Source organism: Buttiauxella agrestis (assembly GCF_900446255.1).
Classification (GTDB): domain Bacteria; phylum Pseudomonadota; class Gammaproteobacteria; order Enterobacterales; family Enterobacteriaceae; genus Buttiauxella; species Buttiauxella agrestis.
Genome location: NZ_UIGI01000001.1, coordinates 3,075,560 through 3,101,850 on the forward strand (window position 1 = coordinate 3,075,560; position 26,291 = coordinate 3,101,850).

At 50.2% G+C, this 26,291-nt stretch carries 27 protein-coding genes; 6 read left to right on the forward strand and 21 right to left on the reverse strand.

Features of this window, described 5'->3' with window-relative positions; all coding sequences use genetic code 11:
* Positions 1–140 precede the first annotated feature (140 nt).
* Positions 141–1,061: a L,D-transpeptidase LdtC gene (gene ldtC, locus DY231_RS14655; protein ID WP_256682711.1), complete on the forward strand. Its 921-nt coding sequence runs from the start codon at positions 141–143 to the stop codon at positions 1,059–1,061.
* A 72-nt stretch (positions 1,062–1,133) separates the two neighbouring features.
* Here ldtC and bhsA (DY231_RS14660) read toward each other — a convergent pair whose 3' ends face one another.
* Positions 1,134–1,391 carry a multiple stress resistance protein BhsA gene (bhsA, locus tag DY231_RS14660; protein WP_034494661.1) on the reverse strand — a complete coding sequence of 86 codons (258 nt, stop codon included), beginning with the start codon at positions 1,389–1,391 and terminating at the stop codon, positions 1,134–1,136.
* 251 nt (positions 1,392–1,642) lie between these two features.
* On the opposite strand from bhsA (DY231_RS14660), the gene DY231_RS14665 reads away from it, so the two are divergent.
* Positions 1,643–2,275 (forward strand): TetR/AcrR family transcriptional regulator, encoded by a 633-nt coding sequence (locus DY231_RS14665; protein ID WP_115629452.1) that lies wholly within the window; start codon positions 1,643–1,645, stop codon positions 2,273–2,275.
* Positions 2,276–2,375: 100 nt separating this feature from the next.
* Here the strand turns inward: DY231_RS14665 and bhsA (DY231_RS14670) are convergent, their stop codons facing one another.
* Positions 2,376–2,633 carry a multiple stress resistance protein BhsA gene (gene bhsA / locus DY231_RS14670; protein ID WP_115629455.1) on the reverse strand — a complete coding sequence of 86 codons (258 nt, stop codon included), beginning with the start codon at positions 2,631–2,633 and terminating at the stop codon, positions 2,376–2,378.
* A gap of 248 nt (positions 2,634–2,881) precedes the next feature.
* Between bhsA (DY231_RS14670) and DY231_RS14675 the strand changes: the two genes are divergently transcribed.
* Complete coding sequence (locus tag DY231_RS14675; RefSeq protein ID WP_034494655.1) at positions 2,882–3,514, forward strand: TetR/AcrR family transcriptional regulator; 633 nt, start codon at positions 2,882–2,884, stop codon at positions 3,512–3,514.
* A gap of 29 nt (positions 3,515–3,543) precedes the next feature.
* Here the strand turns inward: DY231_RS14675 and DY231_RS14680 are convergent, their stop codons facing one another.
* Positions 3,544–4,437: a siderophore-interacting protein gene (locus tag DY231_RS14680; protein WP_115629457.1), complete on the reverse strand. Its 894-nt coding sequence runs from the start codon at positions 4,435–4,437 to the stop codon at positions 3,544–3,546.
* Positions 4,438–4,631: 194 nt separating this feature from the next.
* On the opposite strand from DY231_RS14680, the gene iutA reads away from it, so the two are divergent.
* Both iutA and DY231_RS14690 read left to right on the forward strand, forming a co-directional pair.
* On the forward strand, positions 4,632–6,821 hold the full coding sequence (gene iutA / locus DY231_RS14685; RefSeq protein ID WP_115631855.1) for a ferric aerobactin receptor IutA: 2,190 nt from the start codon (positions 4,632–4,634) through the stop codon (positions 6,819–6,821).
* Between the two features lie 139 nt (positions 6,822–6,960).
* A complete protein-coding gene (locus tag DY231_RS14690) occupies positions 6,961–7,989 on the forward strand; it encodes a Gfo/Idh/MocA family oxidoreductase (RefSeq protein ID WP_115629460.1) in 1,029 nt (342 codons plus the stop codon).
* Between the two features lie 41 nt (positions 7,990–8,030).
* Here the strand turns inward: DY231_RS14690 and DY231_RS14695 are convergent, their stop codons facing one another.
* The 8 genes from DY231_RS14695 to hinT form a co-directional block, all read right to left on the reverse strand.
* Positions 8,031–8,567, reverse strand: coding sequence for a glycine zipper 2TM domain-containing protein (locus tag DY231_RS14695; protein ID WP_115629463.1), 537 nt, complete (start codon positions 8,565–8,567; stop codon positions 8,031–8,033).
* Positions 8,568–8,785: 218 nt separating this feature from the next.
* Positions 8,786–10,090, reverse strand: coding sequence for an NAD(P)/FAD-dependent oxidoreductase (locus DY231_RS14700; protein WP_034494638.1), 1,305 nt, complete (start codon positions 10,088–10,090; stop codon positions 8,786–8,788).
* A gap of 225 nt (positions 10,091–10,315) precedes the next feature.
* A complete protein-coding gene (gene ycfP / locus DY231_RS14705; RefSeq protein ID WP_115629466.1) occupies positions 10,316–10,858 on the reverse strand; it encodes an alpha/beta hydrolase YcfP in 543 nt (180 codons plus the stop codon).
* A 42-nt stretch (positions 10,859–10,900) separates the two neighbouring features.
* Positions 10,901–11,926 carry a beta-N-acetylhexosaminidase gene (gene nagZ, locus DY231_RS14710; RefSeq protein ID WP_115629468.1) on the reverse strand — a complete coding sequence of 342 codons (1,026 nt, stop codon included), beginning with the start codon at positions 11,924–11,926 and terminating at the stop codon, positions 10,901–10,903.
* 15 nt (positions 11,927–11,941) lie between these two features.
* Positions 11,942–12,772: a thiamine kinase gene (thiK, locus tag DY231_RS14715; protein ID WP_115629471.1), complete on the reverse strand. Its 831-nt coding sequence runs from the start codon at positions 12,770–12,772 to the stop codon at positions 11,942–11,944.
* Positions 12,750–13,391, reverse strand: a complete 642-nt coding sequence (gene lpoB / locus DY231_RS14720; protein ID WP_115629473.1) for a penicillin-binding protein activator LpoB — start codon at positions 13,389–13,391, stop codon at positions 12,750–12,752. The genes thiK and lpoB overlap by 23 nt, the downstream gene beginning before the upstream one ends.
* A gap of 10 nt (positions 13,392–13,401) precedes the next feature.
* Positions 13,402–13,776: a YcfL family putative periplasmic lipoprotein gene (locus DY231_RS14725; RefSeq protein ID WP_115629476.1), complete on the reverse strand. Its 375-nt coding sequence runs from the start codon at positions 13,774–13,776 to the stop codon at positions 13,402–13,404.
* Between the two features lie 4 nt (positions 13,777–13,780).
* Positions 13,781–14,137 carry a purine nucleoside phosphoramidase gene (gene hinT / locus DY231_RS14730; RefSeq protein ID WP_115629479.1) on the reverse strand — a complete coding sequence of 119 codons (357 nt, stop codon included), beginning with the start codon at positions 14,135–14,137 and terminating at the stop codon, positions 13,781–13,783.
* A gap of 322 nt (positions 14,138–14,459) precedes the next feature.
* Here hinT and fhuE point away from each other — a divergent pair, with 322 nt between their 5' ends.
* On the forward strand, positions 14,460–16,652 hold the full coding sequence (fhuE, locus tag DY231_RS14735; RefSeq protein WP_115629481.1) for a ferric-rhodotorulic acid/ferric-coprogen receptor FhuE: 2,193 nt from the start codon (positions 14,460–14,462) through the stop codon (positions 16,650–16,652).
* Positions 16,653–16,761: 109 nt separating this feature from the next.
* On the opposite strand, the gene ptsG is transcribed toward fhuE, so the two are convergent.
* The 10 genes from ptsG to fabD form a co-directional block, all read right to left on the reverse strand.
* Positions 16,762–18,195, reverse strand: coding sequence for a PTS glucose transporter subunit IIBC (gene ptsG / locus DY231_RS14740; protein ID WP_115629484.1), 1,434 nt, complete (start codon positions 18,193–18,195; stop codon positions 16,762–16,764).
* 301 nt (positions 18,196–18,496) lie between these two features.
* Positions 18,497–19,291 carry a metal-dependent hydrolase gene (locus DY231_RS14745; RefSeq protein ID WP_115629486.1) on the reverse strand — a complete coding sequence of 265 codons (795 nt, stop codon included), beginning with the start codon at positions 19,289–19,291 and terminating at the stop codon, positions 18,497–18,499.
* A gap of 11 nt (positions 19,292–19,302) precedes the next feature.
* Entirely contained in the window at positions 19,303–20,310 is a 1,008-nt protein-coding gene (gene holB, locus DY231_RS14750; protein ID WP_115629489.1) for a DNA polymerase III subunit delta', read from the reverse strand.
* Entirely contained in the window at positions 20,310–20,948 is a 639-nt protein-coding gene (tmk, locus tag DY231_RS14755) for a dTMP kinase (protein ID WP_115629492.1), read from the reverse strand. Before tmk ends, holB begins: the two co-directional genes overlap by 1 nt.
* Entirely contained in the window at positions 20,938–21,960 is a 1,023-nt protein-coding gene (gene yceG, locus DY231_RS14760) for a cell division protein YceG (protein WP_115629494.1), read from the reverse strand. Before yceG ends, tmk begins: the two co-directional genes overlap by 11 nt.
* A 10-nt stretch (positions 21,961–21,970) precedes the next feature.
* Complete coding sequence (pabC, locus tag DY231_RS14765) at positions 21,971–22,771, reverse strand: aminodeoxychorismate lyase (RefSeq protein WP_115629497.1); 801 nt, start codon at positions 22,769–22,771, stop codon at positions 21,971–21,973.
* A 113-nt stretch (positions 22,772–22,884) separates the two neighbouring features.
* A complete protein-coding gene (gene fabF, locus DY231_RS14770; protein ID WP_115629499.1) occupies positions 22,885–24,126 on the reverse strand; it encodes a beta-ketoacyl-ACP synthase II in 1,242 nt (413 codons plus the stop codon).
* Positions 24,127–24,213: 87 nt separating this feature from the next.
* The gene (gene acpP, locus DY231_RS14775) at positions 24,214–24,450 is read right to left on the reverse strand and encodes an acyl carrier protein (protein ID WP_034456161.1); all 237 of its coding nucleotides are present in this window, start codon (positions 24,448–24,450) and stop codon (positions 24,214–24,216) included.
* A gap of 154 nt (positions 24,451–24,604) precedes the next feature.
* A complete protein-coding gene (gene fabG / locus DY231_RS14780; protein ID WP_034456162.1) occupies positions 24,605–25,339 on the reverse strand; it encodes a 3-oxoacyl-ACP reductase FabG in 735 nt (244 codons plus the stop codon).
* 14 nt (positions 25,340–25,353) lie between these two features.
* Positions 25,354–26,283: an ACP S-malonyltransferase gene (fabD, locus tag DY231_RS14785; protein ID WP_115629502.1), complete on the reverse strand. Its 930-nt coding sequence runs from the start codon at positions 26,281–26,283 to the stop codon at positions 25,354–25,356.
* Positions 26,284–26,291: the final 8 nt, after the last annotated feature.

Sequence of the window (26,291 nt, forward strand, 5' to 3'; positions counted from 1 at the left end):
TCACCAGGGTTTCCCTACATCTTCAACCGCCATAATTCGCGATTAACTTTTTAATAACATTAACCTTAATAATAATGAGGTTTCGCTTAATGCAGTCGTCGCGACTTTTCTCTTTACCTGTTCGTTGGTTGGCATCGCTGATGCTGGTCAGTGCAAGCCTTGCCGTTTTCCCGGCAAGCGCTAATTCCTACCCTCTGCCGCCTGAAGGCAGTCGCCTTATCGGCCAGAACTTTTTCCATGTGGTCGAAGATAACGGCGGCTCGCTTGAAGCCATCGCCAAAAAATACAATGTCGGCTTCCTTGCCCTGCTTCAGGCAAATCCAGGTGTTGATCCGTATGTGCCACGTGCGGGTAGCGTGCTGACGATTCCGCGCCAGATGCTATTGCCAGATGCGCCGCGTCAGGGGCTGGTAATGAATCTTGCCGAACTGCGTGTTTATTACTATCCCGCAGGGAAAAATAGCGTAACCGTTTACCCGATTGGCATTGGCCAACTCGGTGGCGACACCGTGACACCAACTATGGTCACAAGCGTTTCAGATAAACGCGCCAACCCGACCTGGACGCCAACGGCCAATATTCGCGCTCGCTACCTGGCGAACGGAATCAAACTTCCGGCGGTCGTTCCAGCCGGGCCGGAAAACCCAATGGGCCACCATGCCATCCGCCTCGCAGCCTATGGTGGCGTTTATCTGCTGCACGGAACGAATGCGGACTTTGGGATTGGAATGCGCGTGAGTTCTGGCTGTATTCGACTGCGTGATGACGATATTAAAGCGTTGTACAAAGAGATGCCTGTTGGTACGCCTGTGCGCATCATCAACACCGCGATTAAAACCTCAGTGGAGCCAGATGGCAGGCGTTTAGTTGAAGTCCATCAGCCTCTGTCTAAACACATTGATGACGATCCAAAAGTACTACCGATTGTGTTAACAGAGCAGATGAAACAGTTCCAGTCTGCACCAGAAACAGATGCTAACGTCATGGAACAAGCCATGCAGCACCGCTCCGGGATGCCGATTGAAGTGAACGCGTACGGTATTGCCAGCAACGAGATTTAATTGTTTTGAGATGCAAAAAGGCCCTGTTTTTTAACAGGGCCTTTTTTTATGAAACTCATTTTTCCGTGAGTCTTATTTATAAATTACCGCAGTACCGTGCAATGTATTCGGACCGGTTACTGAAGTAATACGGAATGAACTCGCACCCATTTCTTCAGCTTTCTGAGCCAGTTGGTCTTCAAGAGAACCCAGGTTAGTCCCGGCGGTTGCAGTGATAGTGCCTACTTTCTGCTGGCCTGCTGGCGTTGCCTGAACTTCAACAGCCGCGAAGCTTGCAAAAGAGATTGAGCTAAGAACAACAGCAGCGATAAGAGTTTTTACGTTTTTCATGATTTTTGACCTTAAGCAGATGATTTGTAAGCCCGTTAAATTTATTTACTTAACGTTCGATAAGTAAATCATAAACGTGATCTGCGTCACACGTCAAATTATTTTTATAACGACCGTTAATTATTTTATTAATGACTTATTTTTCATACAGATAGCCATGATTTATTTTTGGACAAACTAGCACTAGAACCCATGAGATATTATTTTTATAATGATCGCTCATAAAATAGAAAAGGTTAAAACGGCTAATTATGTCTACCGACACCTGCGATACCAAAAAAAGCCGTGGCCGACCAAAAGTGTTCGACAAAGAATCCGCACTCGATAAGGCCATGGTTTTGTTCTGGCAACACGGCTACGAAGCCACTTCAATGGCACATCTGGTTGAAGCAACAGGGGCAAAAGCCCCAACGTTATATGCCGAATTCACCAATAAAGAAGGTTTGTTCAAGGCTGTCTTAGACCGTTACCTTGCTCGTGTGACGAAACTGCGAGAGACCTGCCTGCGTTGTGACAATCGAACGCTTGAAGAGGCGCTTGAGGATTATCTTTATCTGGTGGCGAAACTGTTTACCGATAAAGAAACCCCAACGGGGTGCTTTATGATTTGTACTTCGTCCGTTCTGGCAGTCTCTTCGCACGATATCTCTGAAATGATCAAGGCTCGTCAGTCTCTGCTCGAAGCCACGCTGCTTAAATTCCTCGAGCAACACCAGCAGAAAGGTGAAATCCCGGCCACAACATACGTTGGAAATTTGGCTAGATACCTGTGTTGTATTGTTCAGGGCATGTCAGTCAGCGCACGGGAAGACGCGAGCCACGAGGAATTAATGCAGATCGTCAACACGACACTTCGCTTGTTACCGGAGCTGAAAAAAATCTAACCCTCGGCGGCGCCTGCCGCCCTTTTCAGCAATAGAAAAAGACCCTGTTTTTCAACAGGGCCTTTCTTATGGAGAGAATTTTTACTTAGAGGGCACAGGCTTATTTATAAATTACCGCAGTACCGTGCAATGTATTTGGGCCAGTGACTGAAGTAATGCGGAATGAACTTGCGCCCATTGCTTCAGCTTTCTGCGCCAGTTGGTCTTCCAGAGAACCCAGGTTAGTCCCGGCGGATGCGCTGATAGTCCCTACTTTCTGCTCGCCTGCTGGAGCAGCCTGAACTTCAACAGCTGCGAAGCTTGCAAAAGAAATTGAACTAAGAACAACAGCAGCAATAAGAGTTTTTACGTTTTTCATGATAGTTACCTTGAAATAATTATTTATAAGGCCGTTAAATTTATTTACTTAACGTTCGATAACTAAATCATAATCGTGATCTGCATCACACGTCAAATTATTTTTATAACGACCGTTAATTATTTTATAAAAGCTCTTATTTTCATAAGCATAGGAATTAATTATTTTTTCACTCTTCCCTATAGCTACTGCGTGATATTATTTTTATAATGATCGTTCAATAAACAGACAAAGGTTAAACGGCGCATATGTCATCTGATACGACTTGCATTAAAAAAAGCCGGGGCCGACCGAAGGTGTTTGACAGGGAAGCAGCACTCGACAAGGCTATGGCTTTGTTCTGGCAACACGGTTATGAGGCCACTTCATTGGCGCATCTGGTTGAAGCGACGGGCGCAAAAGCTCCGACGCTGTACGCAGAGTTCACCAACAAAGAAGGGTTATTCAAGGCCGTTCTGGATCGCTATATCGAACGTTTCTCGCAAATGCGTGAGAATTGCCTGTTCTGCGAAGAACGCACGCTCGAACAAGCACTGGAAGATTATTTTTCGCTGATTGCGAAGCTCTTTACTGAGAAAGACACCCCAACAGGTTGCTTTATCATCTGTACCTCCTCCGTGCTGGCAGCGTCTTCGGAAGATATCGCGGCAGTGATAAAAACGCGCCAGTCGATGCAGGAAGAAACACTGGTGCGTTTTCTGGCAAAGCGCCAGGAACAAGGCGAAATGCCTGCGACCAGTTGTATCCGTAAACTGGCTAAGTACCTGTGCTGTATTATTCAGGGGATGTCTGTGAGCGCGCGCGAAAACGCCAGCTATGAAGAGCTGATGCAAATCGTGAATACGACGATGCGGCTGATGCCAGAACTTAAAAAAATCTAATACAGGGCGGCGTTTGCCGCCCTACTCTTTTAACGCACTCGCCCTTGACTCCAGTACGCCATAAAGTTGATTGCATCATGGTTCACGCCACATTCACCAATCAAATGGCGGCGCAGGAGTTTCACCACTGTGGATTCTGCCGCGACCCAGCCATAAAAATCATTGCTGCCCGTGGTCGCTTTATCCCACAACAGTTCGCCTTCCGCTTCTTCATTAAGTGCTTCCGTCACGCCTGCTGCTTCAGGTACCTGCACATTTTCTCTCACAGATTTAAGCAGGCATTCTCCATGCGAGGCATTCGCTGGTTTACGCGCTAACCAGTGAATTTTCGCGAAGCTGAACTCGCTCAAATCGACACAGTCGCCTTCGTCTGGCACTTCAAAAAATGCCTGAATTTGTGGCGGGTTCTGCCCCGCAGCCAGCAATTCAAGAATACCTTTCGCCGCGGCCAATGCCGTTTCGTCGGCGATGATTAGCCCATGGCGTAAACCGCTCGGCGGAGTCCATTCGTATCCACCGCTGTCTTGAGCATATTCGGCATTAGGCGCAACGATTTGAATCTGGTCGCCAGGCTGGGAGTTAATTGCCCAGGCTGATGCCGGGCCTTCCGTACCGTGGCTGACAAATTCAACGGTGACTTCCTGGCGCTCGCGATCAACCTTGCGCAAGGTATAAGTGCGCACCACGGGTCGCTTTTCCCTGGGCAATTGTTGCAGCAACTGATACCACTCACCTTGATTAGGCAGAGCCGGAATGGAGCCATCTTCAGAGGGAAATAACATTTTGATTCGCTGATCGGGCGAGTCACATTTCATATGTGCAACGTCCGGGCCGCCGAAAACCAGACTTAATAGCGAAGGTGAAACTTGCGATTTATGCACTAGCTGGACATTAAACAAGCGATACCCTTGCACTCCTGCCATTTCGACTCCTTTGCCGCTTCAGGCCTACATCCAGAAAAAGTAAACCACATAAATCATGTGATTATTCATAAGATTAATTTAAGAAATACTATCAATTGAGATTGATAATGAGAACCGTTATCGGCAAAATTCAGTCCGTTCTTATTTCAAAATATTTTCAAATGTTAATCTTTTCCATCTAAGGAATGATGATGATGCATAAAAATGCACGCTGGGTGCTTAACCCGCTGCTACTGGCTATGATGGCTCCGGCTTTTGCGCAGCAAACTTCAGAAGAAGATATTCTGGTTTCTGCGAACCGTATGCACCGTACCGTGGCAGAAATGGCGCAGACGACCTGGGTTATCGAAGGAACTGAACTCGAACAACAAATCCAGGGTGGCAAGGAGCTGAAAGATGCACTTGCACAGTTAATTCCAGGGCTTGATGTCAGCAGTCAAAGCCGCACCAACTACGGCATGAACATGCGCGGCCGCTCTATCGTGGTGTTGGTAGATGGTGTTCGTCTGAATTCTTCCCGTACCGATAGCCGCCAGCTTGATTCCATTGACCCGTTCAACATCGAGCATATTGAAGTGATTTCCGGCGCGACCTCTTTGTACGGCGGCGGCAGTACCGGTGGTTTGATTAACATTGTCACCAAAAAAGGCCAGCCTGAAACCCAGATGGAATTTGAATCGGGTATTAAATCAGGCTTTAACAGCAGCAAAGATCACGATGAGCGTATCGCAGGGGCTATTTCTGGCGGCAACGAACATGCGTCCGGCCGAATGTCGGTGGCCTATCAGAAGTTCGGTGGCTGGTTCGATGGCAATGGCGACCAGACTCTGCTTGATAACACGCAAACCGGCTTGCAGTATTCTGACCGTCTGGATGTGATGGGAACAGGCACGCTCAATATTGATGAAACTCAGCAATTACAGTTAGTGACGCAATATTACAAGAGCCAGGGCGATGATGATTACGGATTAGACCTGGGCGAAAACTTCTCGGCTGTTACCGGAAATGGTAATGCTTACGTCAGCGACCAGCTCAATTCAGACCGTATTCCAGGCACCGAGCGCCATCTGATTAGCCTGCAATATTCCAACAGCGATTTCCTCGGCCAGGAGCTGGTTGGGCAGATTTATTATCGTGATGAATCCCTGACGTTCTATCCGTTCCCGACCCTGACGCGTGGCGCAGTCACCAGTTTCTCGGCCTCGCAGCAAGATACCGATCAGTACGGCGCAAAACTCGCACTGACCAGCCAGCCCGTTGATGGCTGGCAAATTACCTACGGTGTGGATGCCGATCACGAAAGCTTTACCTCAAACCAGAAATTCTTTGATTTAGCCAAAGCGAATGCCTCAGGTGGATTGAACAACCAAAGCATTTACACCACCGGGCGCTACCCTGGCTACAGCATTACTAATTTCGCGCCATTCGCGCAAACCAGCTATGACATCACCGACATGTTTACGCTAAGCGGCGGCGTCCGTTACCAGTGGACTGAAAATAAAGTTGATGATTTTGTTGGCTTTACTCAGCAGCAAGGCATTGCAAATGGTATAGCTCAATCAGCGGATTTTATCCCTGGCGGCACGACTGATTACGACAATGCGTTGTTCAATGCTGGCGTGTTAATGCACATCACTGAGCGCCAGCAAGCATGGTTTAACTTCTCGCAAGGCGTTGAATTACCTGACCCAGGCAAATATTACGGTAACGGGACTTACCGCCTGGTCAACGGCCATTATCAACTGGTGAACAGCGTGAACGTTGCACAGTCAAAACTTCAGGGGATCAAGGTCGATTCTTATGAATTGGGCTGGCGCTATTCGGGTGATAGCCTGCGCACTCAGATTGCGGCGTACTACTCACTATCTGACAAATCTATCTCCATCAACCGTGCAGATATGACCATCAATGTTGAAGATGATAAACGCCGCATTTACGGCGTTGAAGGTGCCGTGGATTACTTTATTCCAGACTCAGACTGGAGTACCGGTGTTAACTTCAACGTGCTGAAATCCGAAACCAAAGTGGATGGAAAATGGCAGAAATGGGACGTGATATATGCCAGCCCATCGAAAGCCACGGCATATGTGGGCTGGGCGCCAGAACCATGGAGCCTGCGTGTCCAGAGCCAGCAGACCTTTGATTTAACCGATGCCAGCGACAATAAAATCAACGGTTACAACACCGTCGACTTTATCGGTAGCTACGCTCTGCCGCTGGGTAAGCTGAGCTTCAGCATCGAAAACTTGCTGGATAAAGACTACACCACCGTTTGGGGTCAGCGCGCGCCTCTGCTCTACAGCCCAACTTACGGCAGCCCATCGCTGTACGAATACAAAGGTCGTGGACGCACTTACGGCGTGAATTACTCCCTGCAATTCTAAGTTTCCCGCAGCAGGCTGGCTAAAAACCAGCCTGCTTTTTACTCTCATACACAAAATCCTTCTCGACCAAAACCCAGTAGTCATTTAAAACATAGGGACTCTAATGATAGGTACAGCTTATATTTGGTAGGATTAGCTTATGTTGGCAGGTTTAATCGGTTTAGGTTCAGTCATCGAAACAGCATATCTCCCGGCGCTGCGCCGCATTTCTCCTCCCTTGCTCGAATGTTACGGTTATGACGCCGATCCCGCGCGTCAGATTGACGGGATTAACCGTTGTGATTCCCTGGACGCACTGCTGGCAATGCCGCTCGATGTGGTGCTAATCACGACGTCTTCTCTGCATCACCTACCCGTTCTTGAGCGCGTCTTGCAAAGTGACGTGCCTGCTATTGTGGTAGAAAAACCGATCGCTGCCACGCTTGCACAACTTGAGACACTTAAAACTCTGCTCGCAAAGCCGCAAAATGCCGCCCGTGTTCTGGCTTTGGATCACTGGATGGTTCGCACTCAGGCGTGCAATCACATTCACAACATCAATGAAATAAAGTGCATCGAAGGTTTTTTACTCGAGCCAAGTGGTTTTAACGCCGCGGGTGAGCCAATTGCCCTGAATTTTGCTACCGGTGAAGCAGACACTCGCCAGTTGCATCACCCAGACGGCGTAATTGTAGATATCGGCACTCATACTCTCGCCATGATGCGTGAAACCGTTCATGAATTAGGTGGCAATGACCAGCTCACCGTTGAACTCAACTACGCACGCGATCGCCTCGGGAATGCGATTGCAGCGGGGGATTTCACTACAGCGGAAGGTGAAGCGCTGTTAACCGGGACTCTCAGTGGTATTCCCTTTACGCTCCATCTCAACAAATATGCCGGGCCTGCTGGCGGTCAAAAAGGGATGCGTATTCATCTTCATGACGGGCAAATGATCAATATCGACCGTGAGGGAATGAATGAGGTGGTGGAAAGGATCTCTGAGCAGGGAACCGAGCGCAGTACCCTCGCCGGGCCGCTTTACGACCGTTGTTTACATGATGTGGTTTTTGGCGAACAAAGGCTGTTTTTGCGCACGCCTGACGAAATACCCGCCTACACTCAGCGCCGCATAGCAGAAGTTACTGCGCTGCTGGAGCTGCAACAGCAGTTACGCGGTAGTCATTGAGCAAAAGCCCATCTCACAAGATGGGCCATGATTTATAACCATTAGATTTTATTCAAAACTAGCTGGCCATTGTTATCCAGCGGGATTTGCGTGCCAGGGTCTTTATCCATACGGATTTTACCCTGCTGATCGCCAATGCGGTACGTCACGTCGTAGCCCAGCATTTTTTCTGACTTGTCGTAGATAGTTTTACATTTCTGCTGCGTGGTGGTGTAGGTGTCGCGATCTTGCATCGCACCTTGAACCTGATTACCCGCATAACCCCCGCCCAGAGCACCGGCTACCGTCGCCACATCTTTACCACGCCCGCCACCAAACTGATGGCCAATCACGCCACCGGCAACGGCACCTAACGCTGAACCGAGAATACGGTTTTCATCCTGAACCGGACGACGATGAGTCACCGCGACGTTACGGCATTCCTGACGTGGTGTTTTTACCGTTTCCTTGATAGGTGTCGCTGACACCACCTGTGCGTACTGAGGGCCACGGTCAAAAACATTCATGCTGGCAACCGCTGCCACACCCAGTGCTGCGGCCACACCGATACCTATACCCGCTAACATTGATTTATTCACAGGACATCCTCCTGACTGTGCAATTGCTTACAATTTTGCAACCAGAGGGCGTATAAGACAAATCAGACAACGGATGAAAAGTGCGGATCCATAGGCTGAAACTATGTGTTTGAGAGAAATCCTAAGCATGAAATGCTCATTTATGGATTTTTATGCTGAAACGTCAAATAAAAAACCCGGCACGCTGGCCGGGTTTGAGAGTCAATACTGAACTGAGATTAGTGCAGTTTTAAACGCGGACGAATCACGCGGTTGATACTGCCCACCAGCATCATCAGGCCGGTTTTGAAATAACCGTGAAGCGCGACCTGGTGCATACGGTACAGGGAGATGTAAACGAAACGCGCCATACGCCCTTCTACCATCATCGAACCGCGCATCAGGTTGCCCATCAGGCTACCGACGGTTGAGAACTTAGAGAGCGAAACCAGAGAACCGTGATCTTTGTAAACATAAGATTTCAGCGGTTTATCTTTCATTTGCGCAAGAATATTGGTCAGCACCAAAGATGCCATCTGGTGTGCAGCCTGTGCACGAGGTGGCACAAAGCCGCCTTCAGGACGTGCGCAAGAAGCACAGTCACCAATGGCATAAATATCAGGGTCACGCGTGGTTTGCAGCGTAGGCTCGGTCACTAACTGGTTAATACGGTTAGTTTCGAGGCCACCGATATCTTTCATAAAGTCTGGCGCTTTGATGCCTGCCGCCCAAACCATCAGATCCGCTGCGATATATTCGCCGTCTTTAGTATTCAGGCCGCCCGCATCAGCAGAAGTCACCATAGTTTGCGTCAGAACACGCACGCCCAGTTTGGTCAGCTCGCTGTGTGCCGCCGCAGAAATACGCGGAGGTAATGCAGGCAGAATACGTTCGCCCGCTTCAACCAGCGTCACGTTCAGCGCTTCGTTAGTCAGCCCTTTATAGCCGTAGCTGTGCAGCTGTTTGACTGCGTTATGCAGTTCAGCGGACAACTCCACACCTGTCGCCCCGCCACCCACGATAGCAATATTCACTTTGCCGCTGGCGCCCAGATTCGCAGAATACTTAAGGAACAGATTCAGCATCTCAGAGTGGAAACGACGCGCCTGATGCGGGTTATCGAGGAAGATGCAATTATCTTTCACACCCGGTGTGTTGAAGTCGTTGGAGGTACTGCCTAGCGCCATCACCAGGGTGTCGTAAGGGATCTTACGCTCGGGAACCAACAGCTCGCCTTTGTCGTCACGCAGTTCTGACAACGTCAGCGTTTTGCTTTCGCGGTTAATATCAACCACTGAACCAAGCTGGAACTGGAAATGATGGTTGCGGGCATGAGCCAGGTAGCTCAGTGCATCCACCCCTTCATCCAGTGAACCGGTAGCCACTTCGTGCAGCAGTGGTTTCCATAAATGGCTGTGGTTACGGTCGATAAGCGTAATCTTCGCTTTCTTACCACGACCCAGTTTTTTACCTAACTGAGTGGCCAGTTCAAGTCCGCCAGCACCACCACCGACAATGACAATCTTTCTTAATGGCGTAGTCAAAGTGACCCCCTTAAAATATTAACCAATTGTTAATTAAAGGTTATGAAAATAGCATTTAATTAACAACAAGTTACCTAAACAAACTCACTAATGTGACCAAAGAATAACATGGATGGTGTATTGGTCATACCAAAATTGATATGCATCAAATTTTTATGCCGAAAAGATAAACAAAAAGGGCCAGCACATGGCTGACCCTTTCAAAAACCGACGCTTCCGACCTATTTAGCCCAGCGTTTTGAATGCTTTTATTCTCTGCAAATGTGGCGAGATATTTTTGAATTTATGGGTCTGTTCCTGATCCCATACAATTTCATAGTAATGATGCAACAGTTCTGCGGCACGTACATTGTCCAGCGCCTCGTCATTGCGTGACAAAATCGCCAGGCAACGATCGCGGTTTTTCTCGCGGAAATTTTGCACGCACTTGGTCGAAATATCGGTGTATTCCTCAGGACGATCGATTTTCCCTTCCATGTTCTCTTGCGGGAACAAATTCGGGTTAAAGATCACCTGGCGAATATCACACAGGAAACCGATACGTTCTGCCCAAAAACCGCCCAGCCCGACGCCGCAAATCAGCGGGCGCTCATCGGCACTGAGTTGCAGCATCTTGTCGACTTCTTTGAGCAGATGCTGCATGTCGTGTTTCGGATGCCGCGTGCTGTAACTGATAAGCCGCACGTCCGGGTCGATAAACTGGAGTTGCAGCACCTTTTCATGGTTACCGGGACTGTTGGAGTCGAAACCGTGTAAATAGATAATCATTGCATCCTCACCACACGAATTCAGGCCAGTTGGCCCGAGGAGTTAAAGACCCGCCTTGTGGGCTTGCCACTGCTCATGCAGCGCCTCAAGTTGCTGGTTTGCTTCCTTCCAGCGCGCTGACGACATCAGCTCCTGGCGGGTAAATGAACCTTTATGATACAAACCTGTAACACGCTCTGCTTTGACCGGCGACAGGTTATCTAACACGCTAACCGCACCATTACGATTATTGCAGACCAGGATCATATCGCAACCTGCATCCAGTGACGCCTGCCCACGTTCAGCGTAGCTGCCCATAATCGCCGCGCCTTCCATCGACAAATCGTCAGAGAAGATAACGCCATTAAAGCCAAGTTCGCCACGCAAAACGGTTTTCAGCCAGTGCGGGGAACCGCTGGCCGGACGAGGGTCAACATCGGTGTAGATAACATGCGCGGGCATGATGGCATCGAGTTTGTTATCGGTAATCAGCGTACGGAAAATCTGCATATCGTGTTCACGAATCAGCGCTTCATCACGCGGGTCGCGCGGGGTTTCTTTGTGCGAATCGGCGGTGACTGCACCGTGACCAGGGAAATGCTTACCGGTCGTTTTCATGCCAGCCGCGTGCATACCGTCGATAAAGCGGGTTGCCATCGCCAACGCTTTTCGCGGATCTTCATGGTACGAACGCTCGCCAATGGCAGCGCTAATATGGCCAATGTCCAAAACGGGCGCGAAACTGATGTCGATATCCATGGCAATCATTTCACTCGCCATCAACCAGCCTGCTTCCTCCGCCAGTTTACCGCCCTGCTCCAGACCGTGAATGGCAGCAAAAGATTGCGCGGCAGGTAGAAGCGTAAAGCCTTCGCGGAAACGCTGAACGCGCCCGCCTTCCTGGTCAACGGCCACCACCAGACGATTGCGCGAGGCTTCGCGGATTTGGCGCACCAGTTCACGCAGTTGCTCGGGGTCGTGATAGTTGCGGGTAAACAGAATCAGCCCACCGACCAGCGGGTGTTTCAGAATTTCGCGCTCTTCGGCATCCAGCTCAAAGCCTGCCACATCTAACATTACCGGACCCACATCTACCTCTCTTAATTAGTTCTTTTCCCGCAGTTGGCTCCAGGCCTCATCTGCAAGAGTTATAAATGTTTTGTCTTGTGTTTGCCGCCAGCGGCATTCGTACCACGATGCCATCAGCATCATTACCCATGGCCGCCATCGCGCTGCCTGCCGGGTTAATGTTTCCAGCGGAATATGGCTCCATTGCGCATAGGCGCGTATCAGTGAATCATCACAGATATTATTGGCCGCCATAGTGGCCGCGAGCTCCAGCGCAACATCGCCATCACCCGCATATTCCCAGTCAATGAGTTTAAGCCCTTGCGGTTGGTGCACAAGATTCCCGGCATGAACGTCCATATGCAGTGGTGCCAGGCGCAGCGGCTTAGGTTCGCCTTGCCGCTTCATCTTTTTAAGCAACCGCAGCCAACTCACACGTTTTCGCTCAGGGGCAGCCATTAACCAGTAGTATTCAAGCAACGGCAACAGGCTGATTCGCCAGCCAAAGCAGCTTTGTTGATGTAAATCATACAGCAAGGCACTGAGCGATTGCAGTGAGGGAAGTTGGGATTTTACCTCGCCGGTTTGCCATTCGACGATTAACCAACCGTCAGCCAGACAAACGGGTCGCGGCGCAATACGTCGAGGCATTCGGTTCAGCGCGCGAAAGTGCCGAGAGAGCGAAACGCCCGGCTGCGGAGATGCAAGCTGGTGACGAGCGACGTACTCGCGCCCTCCGACGTTGAAATGTACGCTGCCACCACTCAATCCTTCGAGCGCAGAAAAGCAACCGGCGGCCTGAGCCGCCGGAAGATACTGAGCAATCACACTTTGCAGCGTGGCATTATTGAGTCTGTTGTACCGCACCGTTTCCTGACCAAATAATTTCACCTGTCTGTACCAGCATCAACTGCATTTTCAGCGTTGGAGCATTCACATTACCGCTGGCATTGCTGTAAAGCACATATTGAGCGCCCACTTTACGGGCAATACCAATCGCTTTACTGCGCGAACCCAGGCTGTCCTGCGGCGATAACCCCAGTTCCTGTTTCGCTATTGAAAGTTGTTGAGCAGAAACAAGGGTAAATTTAGTGTTGTTCGCCAACGCGCCGCGTAAAGCTTCAGTTGCTTTACTGGTTTGCAGCGAGCCATTGGTGTGATTGTTTACGCTGTCCACCAGCAGAACGCCGCCTGCGGTAACGCCATCGGCTTGCAGCATTTTACCCACCATCGGCTGCATGGCGCTGCCCCAGTCGTAAGTACGGACTTTTGGCGTTGCAGGAATGGTCGGCTGTGGTTGCTCAATTGGTCCTGGTTGAGTCGGTACAGTGGGCACCGTTGGGACGGTTGGCACCGGCTCGATCGGCTGCTGTGGACCTGGTTTAACTTCTTCCACAGGCGCTGGAGCTTCACCACGGTTAATACACCCGGATAAAATCATCGCCGCAGCGAGAATAACCAGATATCGATAGATTCCCTTAATCAAAATTCACCCCTTATAAAGAGAGATAAAGACGGACTTTACGTGCGTCTGGATAACTGGCTATAGATGACACCGAAACGCTGGATTTCGCCGGTAGCGTTATCGTGCGCGGTTGTTCCAGAGGATGAATCTCCAACCCCTTCGCGTCATACCAATAAAAACGATAGTTGATGATGACCGGCTTCGACTGCTCATTATACAACTGACTGCGTGAAACAGTGGCGCCGTTGTCACTTGAAATTTCAGGACTTTCAGCACTGATACCCGCCGCCAACACCGACGCTTCCATCACCAGTGTTTGCCTGTCGTTGACAGGAATGGCAGGTTTGGAGCTGCATCCCACCATCAGCACAAGGGAAAGAAGCATTAACAGCGGGTTAGTTTTCATTAACTTATCCTTTATGCGCCAGCATTGGCCCAAGCACGCGGCCACCGAGCAGATGCATATGTATGTGGTAAACCTCTTGCCCGCCGTGACGATTACAATTCATGATCAATCGATAACCGTCTTCGGCAATCCCTTCCTGCTCTGCAATTTTAGCTGCAACCGTTAACATGCGCCCTAAAGCCAGCTCATGTTCTGCGGTGACATCATTTACCGTTGGGATCAGGATATTAGGAATAATAAGGATGTGGGTAGGTGCCTGCGGCGATATATCCCGGAATGCAGTCACTAGATCATCTTGATAAACGATATCTGCCGGAATTTCGCGGCGGATAATTTTGCTGAAAATGGTTTCTTCGGCCATGACGTTACCTTTATTTATTCATTGTGTGACGGGCATAACGTAAGAGTATGAGCGAGTTACTCACTCTCTTTCAACCATAAGCCAGTAATTCTTTATCACACTTCAGGTCACGAACTTGCCTTACGCACCGTAAATCCCTCCTCAATACAGGTTTAAAACAACATTTCATTTGTAGAGTAACAAATGTTTACACCATTCATATGAATGCGTATATTTCTCATTTGCATTTTCATTCATATATTGTATGCAAAAAACGCTGTACTCCGTGACCGGATTCCACTGGCACAGGGACGCAACTTCCAACATCCATTAAGGGTTTATGATGTCTTTCACCACTTCTACCAGGGATGGTCGGCTCGCACCCGCCAGTACACTCTCTATTCTGGCGACCTCTATCGCTTTCGCGCTGATGCCCTCTACTGCTTTCGCGGCGGAGAAAAAGAGCGAAGATACACTGATTGTAGAAAGCACGCAGGCGAACGCCAGCGATGCTGAAGATGCACAAGATTACAGTGTCAAAACCACCACCAGCGGCACCAAAATGCTGTTGGTTCCACGAGATATTCCTCAATCCGTCAGCATTATCAGTGAACAACGGATGAAGGATCAGAAGCTGGAATCCCTGGGCGATGTGCTCAATAACACCGTGGGGATAAGCGAGACCTACGCTGATTCTGACCGCGCAACCTATTACGCACGCGGTTTTGCCATTGATAACTTTATGGTGGATGGTATTCCGACGCTGTTCGAGTCCAACTGGAATCTCGGCGATGCGCTTTCTGATACTGCAATCTATGAGCGCATTGAAGTGGTGCGCGGCGCAAATGGCCTTACCACAGGCTCGGGCAACCCTTCTGCTGCCATCAACATGGTGCGTAAACACGCCGACAGCCGTGAATTCACCACCAGCGTCTCTGCTGAATACGGCAGTTGGGACAAACAGCGCTACGTCGCAGATTTGTCTACCTCTTTGACCGACAACGGCAATATTCGCGGCCGAATGGTAGCAGGTTATCAGGACAACGACAGTTGGGTTGACCGCTATAACCAGAAGAAGAAATTCTTCTATGGTGTTGTGGATGCGGACCTGACCGACGCGACCAGCTTATCTGTTGGCTATGACTACCAGGAAACCAACGTCAATAACCCAACCTGGGGCGGGATTCCGCGTTGGTACACCGATGGTAGCAAAACCCATCCAGACCGTAGCTACAGCACCGCACCTGACTGGGCCTACAACGACAAAGAAACGAAGCGTACTTTTGCCACCCTCAAACAAATGCTGGGCTATGACTGGCAACTGACGGTCAATGCGACACATACGGAAACGACGCTGGATAGCCAACAACTTTATCTTGATGGCCTGGTCGATAAATCCACCGGCATGTTGGTTAGCCCGTATGGCCCGTCATATCCTTACGTTGGAGGCACGGGTTACAACACCGGGAAGCGCAAAGTCGATGCGTTAGATACCTTTGCCAACGGTTCATATGAGTTGTTCGGTCGCCAGCATGAACTGATGATCGGCACCAGCTATTCGCGCCAGAACAATACCTATTACAGCGCGTGGGCCAATATCAGCGACACCGAGCTTGGCAATTACAACAACTACAATGGTGACTTCCCTGAAACTGACTGGAGCCCATTAAGCCTCGCGCAGAAAGATACGATTCATCAAAAATCGGCCTACATGGCGACGCGCGTGACCCTTGCCGACCCGCTGCACCTGATCGTTGGCGCGCGTTATACCAAATACAATCTGGACACGCTGAACCAACAACTGGAGAAAAATAATACTTCTCCATACGCCGGCGTGGTGTTTGATATCAACGATACCTGGTCGACTTACGCCAGTTACACCTCGGTGTTTAAGCCGCAAACTCAGCGCGATGTGGAGCAGAAATATCTTTCGCCAATTACCGGCAATAACTACGAAGCGGGTTTAAAAGCTGACTGGATGAGTGGCCGTTTAACGACATCTTTGGCCGCCTTCCGCATCGAACAAGATCATCTGGCGCAATCCACCGGTCTGGTTATTCCTGGCACCAATGGCGAAACAGCTTATCGTGAAGCTGACGGCACGGTGAGCCGTGGAGTTGAATTCGAAGTGAATGGCGCACTGACGGATAACTGGCAGATGTCGTTTGGCGCGACGCGTTATGTTGCTGAGGATAGCGATGGCAATGCGGTTAACCCAAATCTGCCTCGTACCAGCGTTAAGCTGTTTACCAGTTATCGTTTGCCAATGCTCCAGGCTCTTGCGGTGGGTGGTGGCGTAAACTGGCAAGACCATGTCTGGTCTGACGTTCCTGTCCCTGGTGGCACATATCGTTCAGAGCAAGGCAGTTTCGCATTGGTTGATTTATTCGCCCGCTATAACGTGACGAAAGCGTTCTCGGTACAGGCGAATATCGATAACCTGTTTGATAAATCTTACGACACCAACGTTGATAGTCGTGGGATTGTCTACGGCGCACCGCGTAACTTCTCCGTTAGCGCGAATTACACCTTCTGATTTACACGCTGGCGGATGACGCAAGCTTATCCGCCCTACAAAACCTAAAGACGGCAATAAAAAAGGGAGGCCATTTGACTGGCCTCCCTCAGTTCTCCCCAACTACTTTTTAGCTGTTACGGATCCACTCATCCATTTCAGTTTTCAGGTTATCGGATTTAGTACCGAAGATTGCCTGAACACCTGAACCAGCTACCACTACACCTGCCGCACCCAATTTCTTCAGGCCAGCCTGGTCGACTTTAGAGATGTCGGCCACGCTAACACGCAGACGGGTAATACACGCATCCAGGTTAGTGATGTTTTCTTTGCCGCCGAACGCGCTAACCAGAGCTGGTGCCATTTCGCTTGTGGAAGTGGTAGAAGTCTCGGTAGTTGCGTCTTCACGACCTGGAGTTTTCAGGTCAAGTGCTTTGATCAGCACGCGGAACACGGTGTAGTAAATCGCTGCGTAGCACAGGCCAACGATTGGGAACAACCACAGTTTGCTGCTGTTTCCGCTCAGCACGATGAAGTCAATCAGACCGTGAGAGAAGGAAGTTCCGTCACGCATACCCAGAAGGATACAGATTGGGAACGCCAGGCCTGCCAACACCGCGTGGATGATGTACAGGATTGGAGCAACGAACATGAAGGAGAACTCGATTGGCTCGGTGATACCGGTCAGGAACGAGGTCAACGCAGCGGAGATCATGATGCCGCCGACTTTTGCACGGTTCTCAGGTTTAGCTGAGTGCCAGATTGCGATAGCCGCAGCAGGCAGACCGTACATTTTGAACAGGAAGCCACCTGACAGTTTGCCCGCAGTTGGGTCACCTGCCATGTAACGTGGGATATCGCCGTGGAATACCTGGCCCGCAGCGTTGGTGTATTCACCAATCTGCATCTGGAATGGAACGTTCCAGATATGGTGCAGACCAAATGGTACCAGGCAGCGCTCTACGAAACCGTAGATGCCGAATGCCACAACCGGGTTCTGGTAAGCAGCCCACTGAGAGAAGGTCTGAATAGCCGTACCGATTGGAGGCCAGATGAAGGACAGCACAACGCCCATGAAGATCGCAGCCAGACCAGAGATGATCGGCACGAAACGTTTGCCCGCGAAGAAGCCCAGATATTCTGGAAGCTTGATGCGATAGAAACGGTTAAACATGTAGGCTGCAATGGCACCCGAGATGATCCCGCCCAGAACACCGGTATCAGCCAAGTGTTTTGCCGCGATCTCTTCCGCAGGAATATGCAGAACCAATGGCGCAACAACTGCCATGGTTTTAACCATGATGCCGTATGCAACCACAGAGGCTAATGCAGAAACGCCATCGTTATTTGTGAAGCCTAATGCAACACCGATAGCAAAAATCAGCGGCATGTTGGCGAAGACTGAACCGCCCGCTTCCGCCATAACATGAGAAACCACTGCTGGCAGCCAGCTGAAGTTTGCAGAACCGACGCCAAGCAGAATACCTGCGATTGGCAGTACGGATACTGGCAACATCAGCGATTTACCCACCTTTTGCAGGTTAGCAAATGCATTCTTAAACATAATTGAGAGTGCTCCTGAGTATTTGTGCTTTTTTTTACGCGTTATGCGCATCGGACTGGGGGGAGATCCGGTCCATAAACAGGCATCTAAGTGCCTTTTGATTTATTACGCAGAGTAAAATAAATCCATGAAAGTTTGTTTGACGGCTATCACGTTTCTCTAAAGGCCATATGAAAAACTTTCATAAATTTACAAAACGCGTTTCTGAATGTTACAAAAACGGCCTGCACCGCCCTTTTTGTGGCGGTGCACTTTACTCGCTTCGATCATTAATTACGAGCTTTAAAATAAGTCTGATTTATCAGGCAGATTGCAAGCGGGAGTCAGGAATATGGAACAACGTAGCGAAGTTTTTTGTCGTCGCAACGGCCAATTCCTCAAGTGAAACCCCTTTCAGCACCGCCATATATTCCGCCACGTCACGCGTCATTGCAGGCTGGTTTTCCTTGCCACGATGCGGCACTGGGGCGAGATAAGGTGAATCAGTTTCCACAAGTATGCGATCCAGTGGCACATAACGCGCCGCTTCCCTGAGTTGTTCAGCATTGCGGAAGGTCACAATACCGGAAAAAGAGATATAAAAGCCCATATCGAGCAATTTTCCAGCAGTTTCTGTGTCTTCTGTAAAACAGTGTAGTACCCCACCGCAGTCTGTCACTTTCTCTTCACGGAGAATCGAGAGCGTATCGGCGCGGGCGTCACGCGTGTGCACAATCACCGGTTTATTGAGTTCACGTCCAATTTGAATGTGATGACGGAATGACTCCTGCTGGCGTGGCTTGGTTTCCGGGGTATAGAAATAATCCAGCCCGGTTTCACCCATTGCGACCACGCCCGGATCGGCGGCAAGACGGCGAAGTTCTTCAACGTCATAATCTTCGGCCTGATTGAGCGGATGGACGCCACAGGAATATGCCACGTTATTACGCTCGCCCACCAGTTGGCGCATATTGCGATAACCCTCAAGCGTGGTGGCAACGGCAAGGCAGAATTTCACATCGCGCGCGGCCGCTTTTTCCAGAACGTCATCAACGCTTTTATGCAGGGATTGATAATCGAGGCCATCGAGATGGCAATGTGAGTCAACCAGGAACATACAGATACTCTTTAAAGATGGAATCCAGGAAGGAGTGCACCGGGTTGCATTAAACGCTCCCAGGTGAGTAATTTTTCAGTCAGCAATAATTCTCTGTTCACGCCCACCACACTGAGCAGTGATTCACGACAGGCAAACCAGCTATGAAGTATGGCTTGCAACATCGCAGGTGTCGCACTATTGGCAAGATTGGCGACTAAAGCTTGCTGATCGTCATTGGTCAGCCAGGCTGTTGCACCTTGCTGCCATTTTAGTGCATCAACCAGCAGCGAAGATAACCAGTGAAGTCGAACCGCGGCATCGTCGCTGTTTAAAGCAGGCAACAAAGCCAGCATGTTTTTCGTCGCACAGGATTCGCTAAGTTTGTCACACAACGCCTGACGGTGTTTCCATGAATCAGGTTGCAGCAAAGCCAGAGCGCCTGCCGGAGCGCCGGAGCTTAAACGCAATGCCGCTCGCAATTGTGCGCTCTCCAGAGTGATTTCTCGCGCAAGCCAGGCCAACGCGAAGGTTTCGTCAGGAGGAGTTAAATACCAGTAAAGGCAACGGCTACGTAATGTTGCTGGCAAACGGGCCGGTTCGCGGCAACCGAGGAAAAACCAGGTTTTAGCTGGCGGCTCTTCGAGAGTTTTCAATAATGCGTTTGCCGCAGCTTCGGTGAGAAGCCCGGCATCTTCCAGCCAGACGACTTTTGCCCCGCCCTGCTGTGCATGGCTGTAAAGCTTCTCAGTCATTTCGCGGATAGCATCAATGCCGAGGCTCGATTTACCTTTCTCCGGGGCAATGACATAGCTGTCCGGATGCGTACCCGCCTGCATCAACTGACAGCTGCGGCATTGACCGCAGCTTTTATTACCTTGCGGCGTTTGGCACATTATCCAGCGCGTGAGAGCGTAAATTAACGCGTCGTCACCCATGCCGGATAATGAATGAAGCAGTAATGCATGGTGCCCGCGACCTGACTGGTACTGACTGAGAATTTGCTCAAACGGTGCGCGTAACCATGGATACCATTTCATTACGCCAGCTCCTTAGCCCACTCAAGTACGGCGCTACGAACGGCCTGCGAAACGTCTTCGAGCGATTGTGTCGCATCAATCGTACGAATGCGGCTGTCGGTAGCGGCAAGTTCGAGGTAACGCGCACGGGTACGGTTAAAGAAGTCGAAAGATTCCTGTTCGATGCGATCCAGTTCGCCACGCGCACGCGCACGCTTCAGGCCAACTTCAGGTGTCACATCGAGATAAATCGTCAGGTCCGGATAGAAATCACCAAGTACGGTATTACGCAGCGCCATGAGTAATTGCTGATCGATACAACGACCGCCGCCCTGATAGGCTTGCGTCGAGAGGTCATGACGATCGCCAATCACCCATGCTCCCCGCTCCAGTGCCGGTTTGATGACGGTTTCCACTAACTGCACACGCGCTGCGTAGAACATCAGCACTTCGGCTTTATCCGTCACTATTTCATCGCCGATGCCTTTGTTATTCAGCGTCAGCTCGCGCAATCTTTCTGCCAGAGGAGTTCCGCCGGGTTCACGCGTGAACACCAGATCGGTGATGCCCAGCTCTTTTAAGGTCGCAACTACCACGTTATGCGCGTTAGTTTTCCCTGCTCCTTCGAGCCCTTCGATGACGATAAATTTACTGACCATTCTTGTCCTTCAACGCTTTGATATAGACCTGCACAGCCTGATTGTGGCTGGCAAGGTTAGTATTAAATGTGTGGCCGCCCTTTCCATCCGCGACGAAATAAAGATAAGGCGTTTTCGCCGGGTGAGCCGCAGCCTGTAACGACGCATCACCCGGGATGGCAATCGGGCCAGGCGGCATTCCGCTTATGACATAGGTGTTGTACGGCGTCGGGGTTTCCAGATCTTTGCGTGACAGCTTACCATTATAGCTTTCACCCATGCCGTAAATTACCGTCGGATCGGTTTGTAAACGCATACCGATACGCAGGCGGTTAATAAACACGGAAGCGACCTGATCACGTTCTGCTGCAACCGCAGTTTCTTTCTCGATAATCGAAGCCATGGTAACTAAATCATTTTGCGTGTTGTACGGCAGACCGTCTTTTTTGCCATCCCACGCAGCTTGTACCGCTTTAACCATGCGCTCATGTGCACGTTTGAGTAGCGCAACATCCGTCGTATTCGCGGTATATAACCAGGTATCCGGGAAGAACCAGCCTTCCACCCATTCTGGATGTTCAAATTTTAAGACTTCAGCAACCGTAGAATAGCTATCATCTTTGAGCGTGTGCTGGATGTATGGCGCTTCGCGCAGTTGTTTCAGCCAGTCGCTCAGGCGCGTCCCTTCCACAAAACGGATGGGGAATTGCGCTTCTTTACCGCTGGCTAAAAGTTTAAGCATTTCGCGCACGGTCATTTGCGGCGTAAAGCGGTAAGTCCCGGCTTTGAAATTGGCGAGGTCCGGCTCAATTTTCAGCAGCCACTGGAACACGCGCGGGCGATTGAGCAGTTTTTCTTCGTACAGCTGTTTACCCAACGCCAGACGACCCGTACCCGCCTTAAGGGTGAATATGGTTTCTTGTTCAATAGTCAGATGGCTATTAGCAAGCTGGCGGACTTTGTACAAGCCAACGCCTGCCGCCACACCTAACACCACTAACAGCAGCAGAAAGAAACGTAGCATCTTTTTCATTGTTAATCGGTTACTCACAAAGTGGTGCTAAAAATTGATAAAGCTCACGAGATTCAAATTGCCAGGATTCAGCCTGTTTAACAGGAACAACCGGCATTAATGCGTTGCAAATTAGTACTTCGTCGGCCAGGGCCAGCGTGCCTACTCTTTCCCGAACTTGCGTGAACTGCCAGGCAGAACCGGCAAGACAGGAGATAATATGCTGGCGCATAGTGCCGTTTACACCAGATTTATCTACATACGGTGTAAATACCTGCGTGCCTTTACGCCAGAATAAATTCGCGGCACAGCATTCCGTAAGCCACCCATCACTGTCAAGAACCAGGGCTTCCTGGGCTTGCGTCTGTTCAAGATGCGTACGAATCAGCACTTGTTCGAGGCGATTGAGGTGCTTAATCCCTGCAAGGTACGGATTAATTCCTAACTGAATCGGGCTTAGCGCAAGGCTCATACCCTCCTCGCGCCACTGCGGATAAAACGAAGGATAGGCGGAAACGGATAATATACGTGTCGGTTGCTGGCAGTTTGCCGCACTGTATCCTCGCCCACCACTGCCGCGAGTAATGACGACTTTCAAAACGGCCTGCTTTTGTGTTGAAGCGAGCTGCTGCATTTCGCTTTTTAGCAGTGACCAGTCGGCAAACGGAATAAGGAGTTTTTCGCAGGCTTGCTGCAAACGGATGAGATGTTGTTCTAAAAATCTGACCTGACCGTCACTTACGCGAGATGTCGTAAAACAACCGTCGCCAAACTGCACTGCGCGATCGTTCGCCGCTAAAGTTTCGGTTCGCTCACCATTGATTAAATACATAACAACTCCTCAATGTTTCGTGAGTTAAGAGTGCCAGTGCGAAGGATTTACAGCAAGAGGGAGAAATTTCAGATGCATAAAGGGCCCGCAAGCGAGCCCTTTATGGAGACGGTTTAGATCTTCTTGAAGATCAGTGAGCCGTTTGTACCACCAAACCCGAAGGAGTTACACAGAGTGTATTCCATTCCTTTTACCTGGCGTGCTTCGTGTGGAACAAAGTCCAGATCGCAACCTTCGTCAGGGTTATCAAGGTTTATGGTTGGTGGAATCGCCTGATCGCGCAGCGCAAGGATGGAGTAGATTGACTCTACGGCCCCAGCAGCGCCTAACAGGTGACCGGTCATAGACTTGGTTGAGCTTACCAGAACGCGGTAGGCATCTTCCCCAAAAATAGTCTTAACCGCTTGCGTTTCAGCTTTATCGCCAGCTGGTGTGGAAGTGCCATGCGCATTCACATAACCTACCATCGCTGGGGTAATACCTGCATCACGCAGTGCGTTTTCCATTGCCAGTGCAGCACCTGCACCGTTTTCTGGCGGTGAAGTCATGTGGTAAGCATCGCTGCTCATACCAAAACCAACAACTTCTGCGTAGATTTTCGCGCCACGCTTTTTAGCATGTTCGTACTCTTCGAGTACCATCATGCCCGCACCATCACCCAACACAAAACCATCACGGTCTTTATCCCACGGGCGGCTTGCCGCTTGCGGGTTGTCATTACGGGTAGAAAGCGCACGCGCAGCACCAAAGCCACCCACGCCCAACGGAGTACTGGCTTTTTCTGCACCACCTGCCAGCATTGCGTCTGCATCGCCATAAGCGATCATACGCGCTGCCTGACCGATGTTATGCACACCAGAAGTACACGCTGTAGCAATGGAAATGCTTGGACCACGCAGGCCGAACATAATGGTCAGATGACCTGCCACCATATTCACGATAGTCGACGGCACAAAGAATGGGCTGATCTTACGTGGACCACCGTTCACCAGCGAGGAGTGGTTCTCTTCGATAAGACCCAGACCACCGATACCAGAACCGATTGCGGCGCCGATACGGATTGCATTCTCTTCCGTTACTTCCAGACCAGAATCCAGCATGGCCTGGTGGCCAGCAACAATTCCATATTGAATGAAGGCATCCATTTTGCGCTGTTCTTTGCGCGAAATGATGTCATCACAGTTAAAATCCTTTACTAAGCCAGCAAATTTCGTTGCATAGGCGGTAGTATCGAAATGGTCGATTAGGCTGATGCCACTCTGACCGGCAAGGAGAGCTTTCCAGGTAGACTCTACGGTATTGCCGACAGGAGACAACATGCCCAGTCCGGTCACAACTACACGACGCTTAGACACGTTTGTCCTCCAGGGAGGGAAAAAATAATACTAGTGGGACACTTAGATAAAACTCAGGCGGTCGAATGACCGCCTGGAGATGTTCACTTACGCCTGGTGACCGTTGATGTAATCAATGGCAGCCTGAACAGTGGTGATTTTCTCAGCTTCTTCGTCCGGAATCTCAGTATCAAACTCTTCTTCCAGAGCCATTACCAGCTCAACGGTGTCAAGAGAATCAGCGCCCAGGTCCTCTACGAAGGAAGCGGAGTTGATAACTTCTTCCTGCTTAACGCCCAGTTGTTCACCGATAATTTTCTTAACGCGTTCTTCGATAGTGCTCATACTCTTAAATTTCCTATCAAAACTCGCTTTCGCGATGGTTTTCGTAGTGTATAAAATGTTGAAAAAGATGCAACTAAATCCCGGCAGGTCATACCACGATTTTACGCTATTTTGCGGGCATTCGCCCAAATAACGCAAATATTTTGTATCGTGGTTAAACCATATACATTCCGCCATTGACGTGCAGGGTTTCACCAGAGATGTAACCTGCCTCGTCAGAGGCTAAAAATGCAACAGCACTGGCGATTTCTTTTGCGTCGCCTAAACGACCCGCTGGAACTTCCGCCAGTATACCCGCACGCTGTTCATCAGAAAGCGCACGCGTCATGTCCGTTTCAATAAAGCCCGGAGCAACAACGTTTACAGTAATACCACGAGACGCAACTTCACGTGCTAGTGATTTACTGAAACCAATCAGACCCGCTTTCGCCGCAGCGTAGTTAGCCTGACCAGCATTTCCCATGGTACCAACCACAGAACCAATAGTGATAATACGACCATGACGCTTTTTCATCATAGCGCGCATTACCGCTTTTGACAGACGGAATACTGATGACAGGTTGGTTTCGATGATATCGTTCCACTCGTCATCTTTCATGCGCATTAACAGGTTATCACGAGTGATACCGGCATTATTAACCAGAATATCGACTTCGCCAAATTCTGCGCGAATATTTCCCAAAACAGCTTCAATTGAAGCCGGATCGGTTACATTCAGCATATAACCTTTGCCGTTATCGCCCAGATAATCACTGATCGCCTGCGCACCGCTTTCGCTGGTCGCAGTGCCGATAACTTTCGCACCGCGGGCCACAAGGGTTTCCGCGATTGCGCGGCCGATACCGCGGCTTGCGCCGGTTACCAGCGCAATTTTTCCTTCAAAACTCATGGGTTTCCCTCGTCTTATTGCTCGAGCGCCGCTGACAATGCAACTGGCTCGTTAATGGCCGATGCAGTCAGTGTGTCAACAATACGTTTTGTCAGACCAGTCAACACTTTACCTGGCCCTACTTCCAGCAGCTGGGTCACACCCTGCGCTGCCATAAACTCTACAGATTTAGTCCACTGTACAGGGCTGTACAACTGACGTACCAGCGCGCTACGAATAGCTTCTGGTGATGTTTCGCACTTCACGTCCACGTTGTTCACAACCGGAACTGCTGGCGCGTTGAAAGTAATATTTTCCAGCGCGACGGCAAGTTTATCCGCCGCGGGTTTCATCAGTGCGCAGTGAGAGGGCACACTGACAGGCAGTGGCAGAGCGCGTTTTGCGCCGGCGGCTTTACAAGCTGCGCCTGCACGCTCAACAGCGTCTTTGTTGCCCGCAATCACTACCTGACCTGGTGAGTTGAAGTTCACCGGAGAAACCACTTCACCTTGAGCGGCTTCTTCGCAGGCTTTGGCAATAGATGCATCATCAAGACCGATGATGGCATACATTGCGCCAGTGCCCGCAGGAACCGCTTCCTGCATCAATTTGCCGCGCAATTCAACCAGACGCACTGCGTCGGCGAAATCAATCACGCCTGCACAAACCAGAGCTGAATATTCGCCCAGGCTATGACCAGCCATCAACACAGGGCTTTTGCCGCCCTGCTGCTGCCAGACACGCCACAATGCAACAGATGCTGTCAGCAATGCAGGTTGTGTCTGCCAGGTCTTGTTCAGCTCTTCTGCTGGCCCTTGTTGGGTCAATGCCCACAAATCGTAGCCCAGCACGTCAGAAGCTTCACGGAAAGTGGCTTCTACAACAGGATTTGCTGCTGCAATTTCTGCCAGCATACCTACCGCTTGCGAACCCTGGCCTGGGAAAACAAAAGCAAATTGAGTCATGGTTAAAT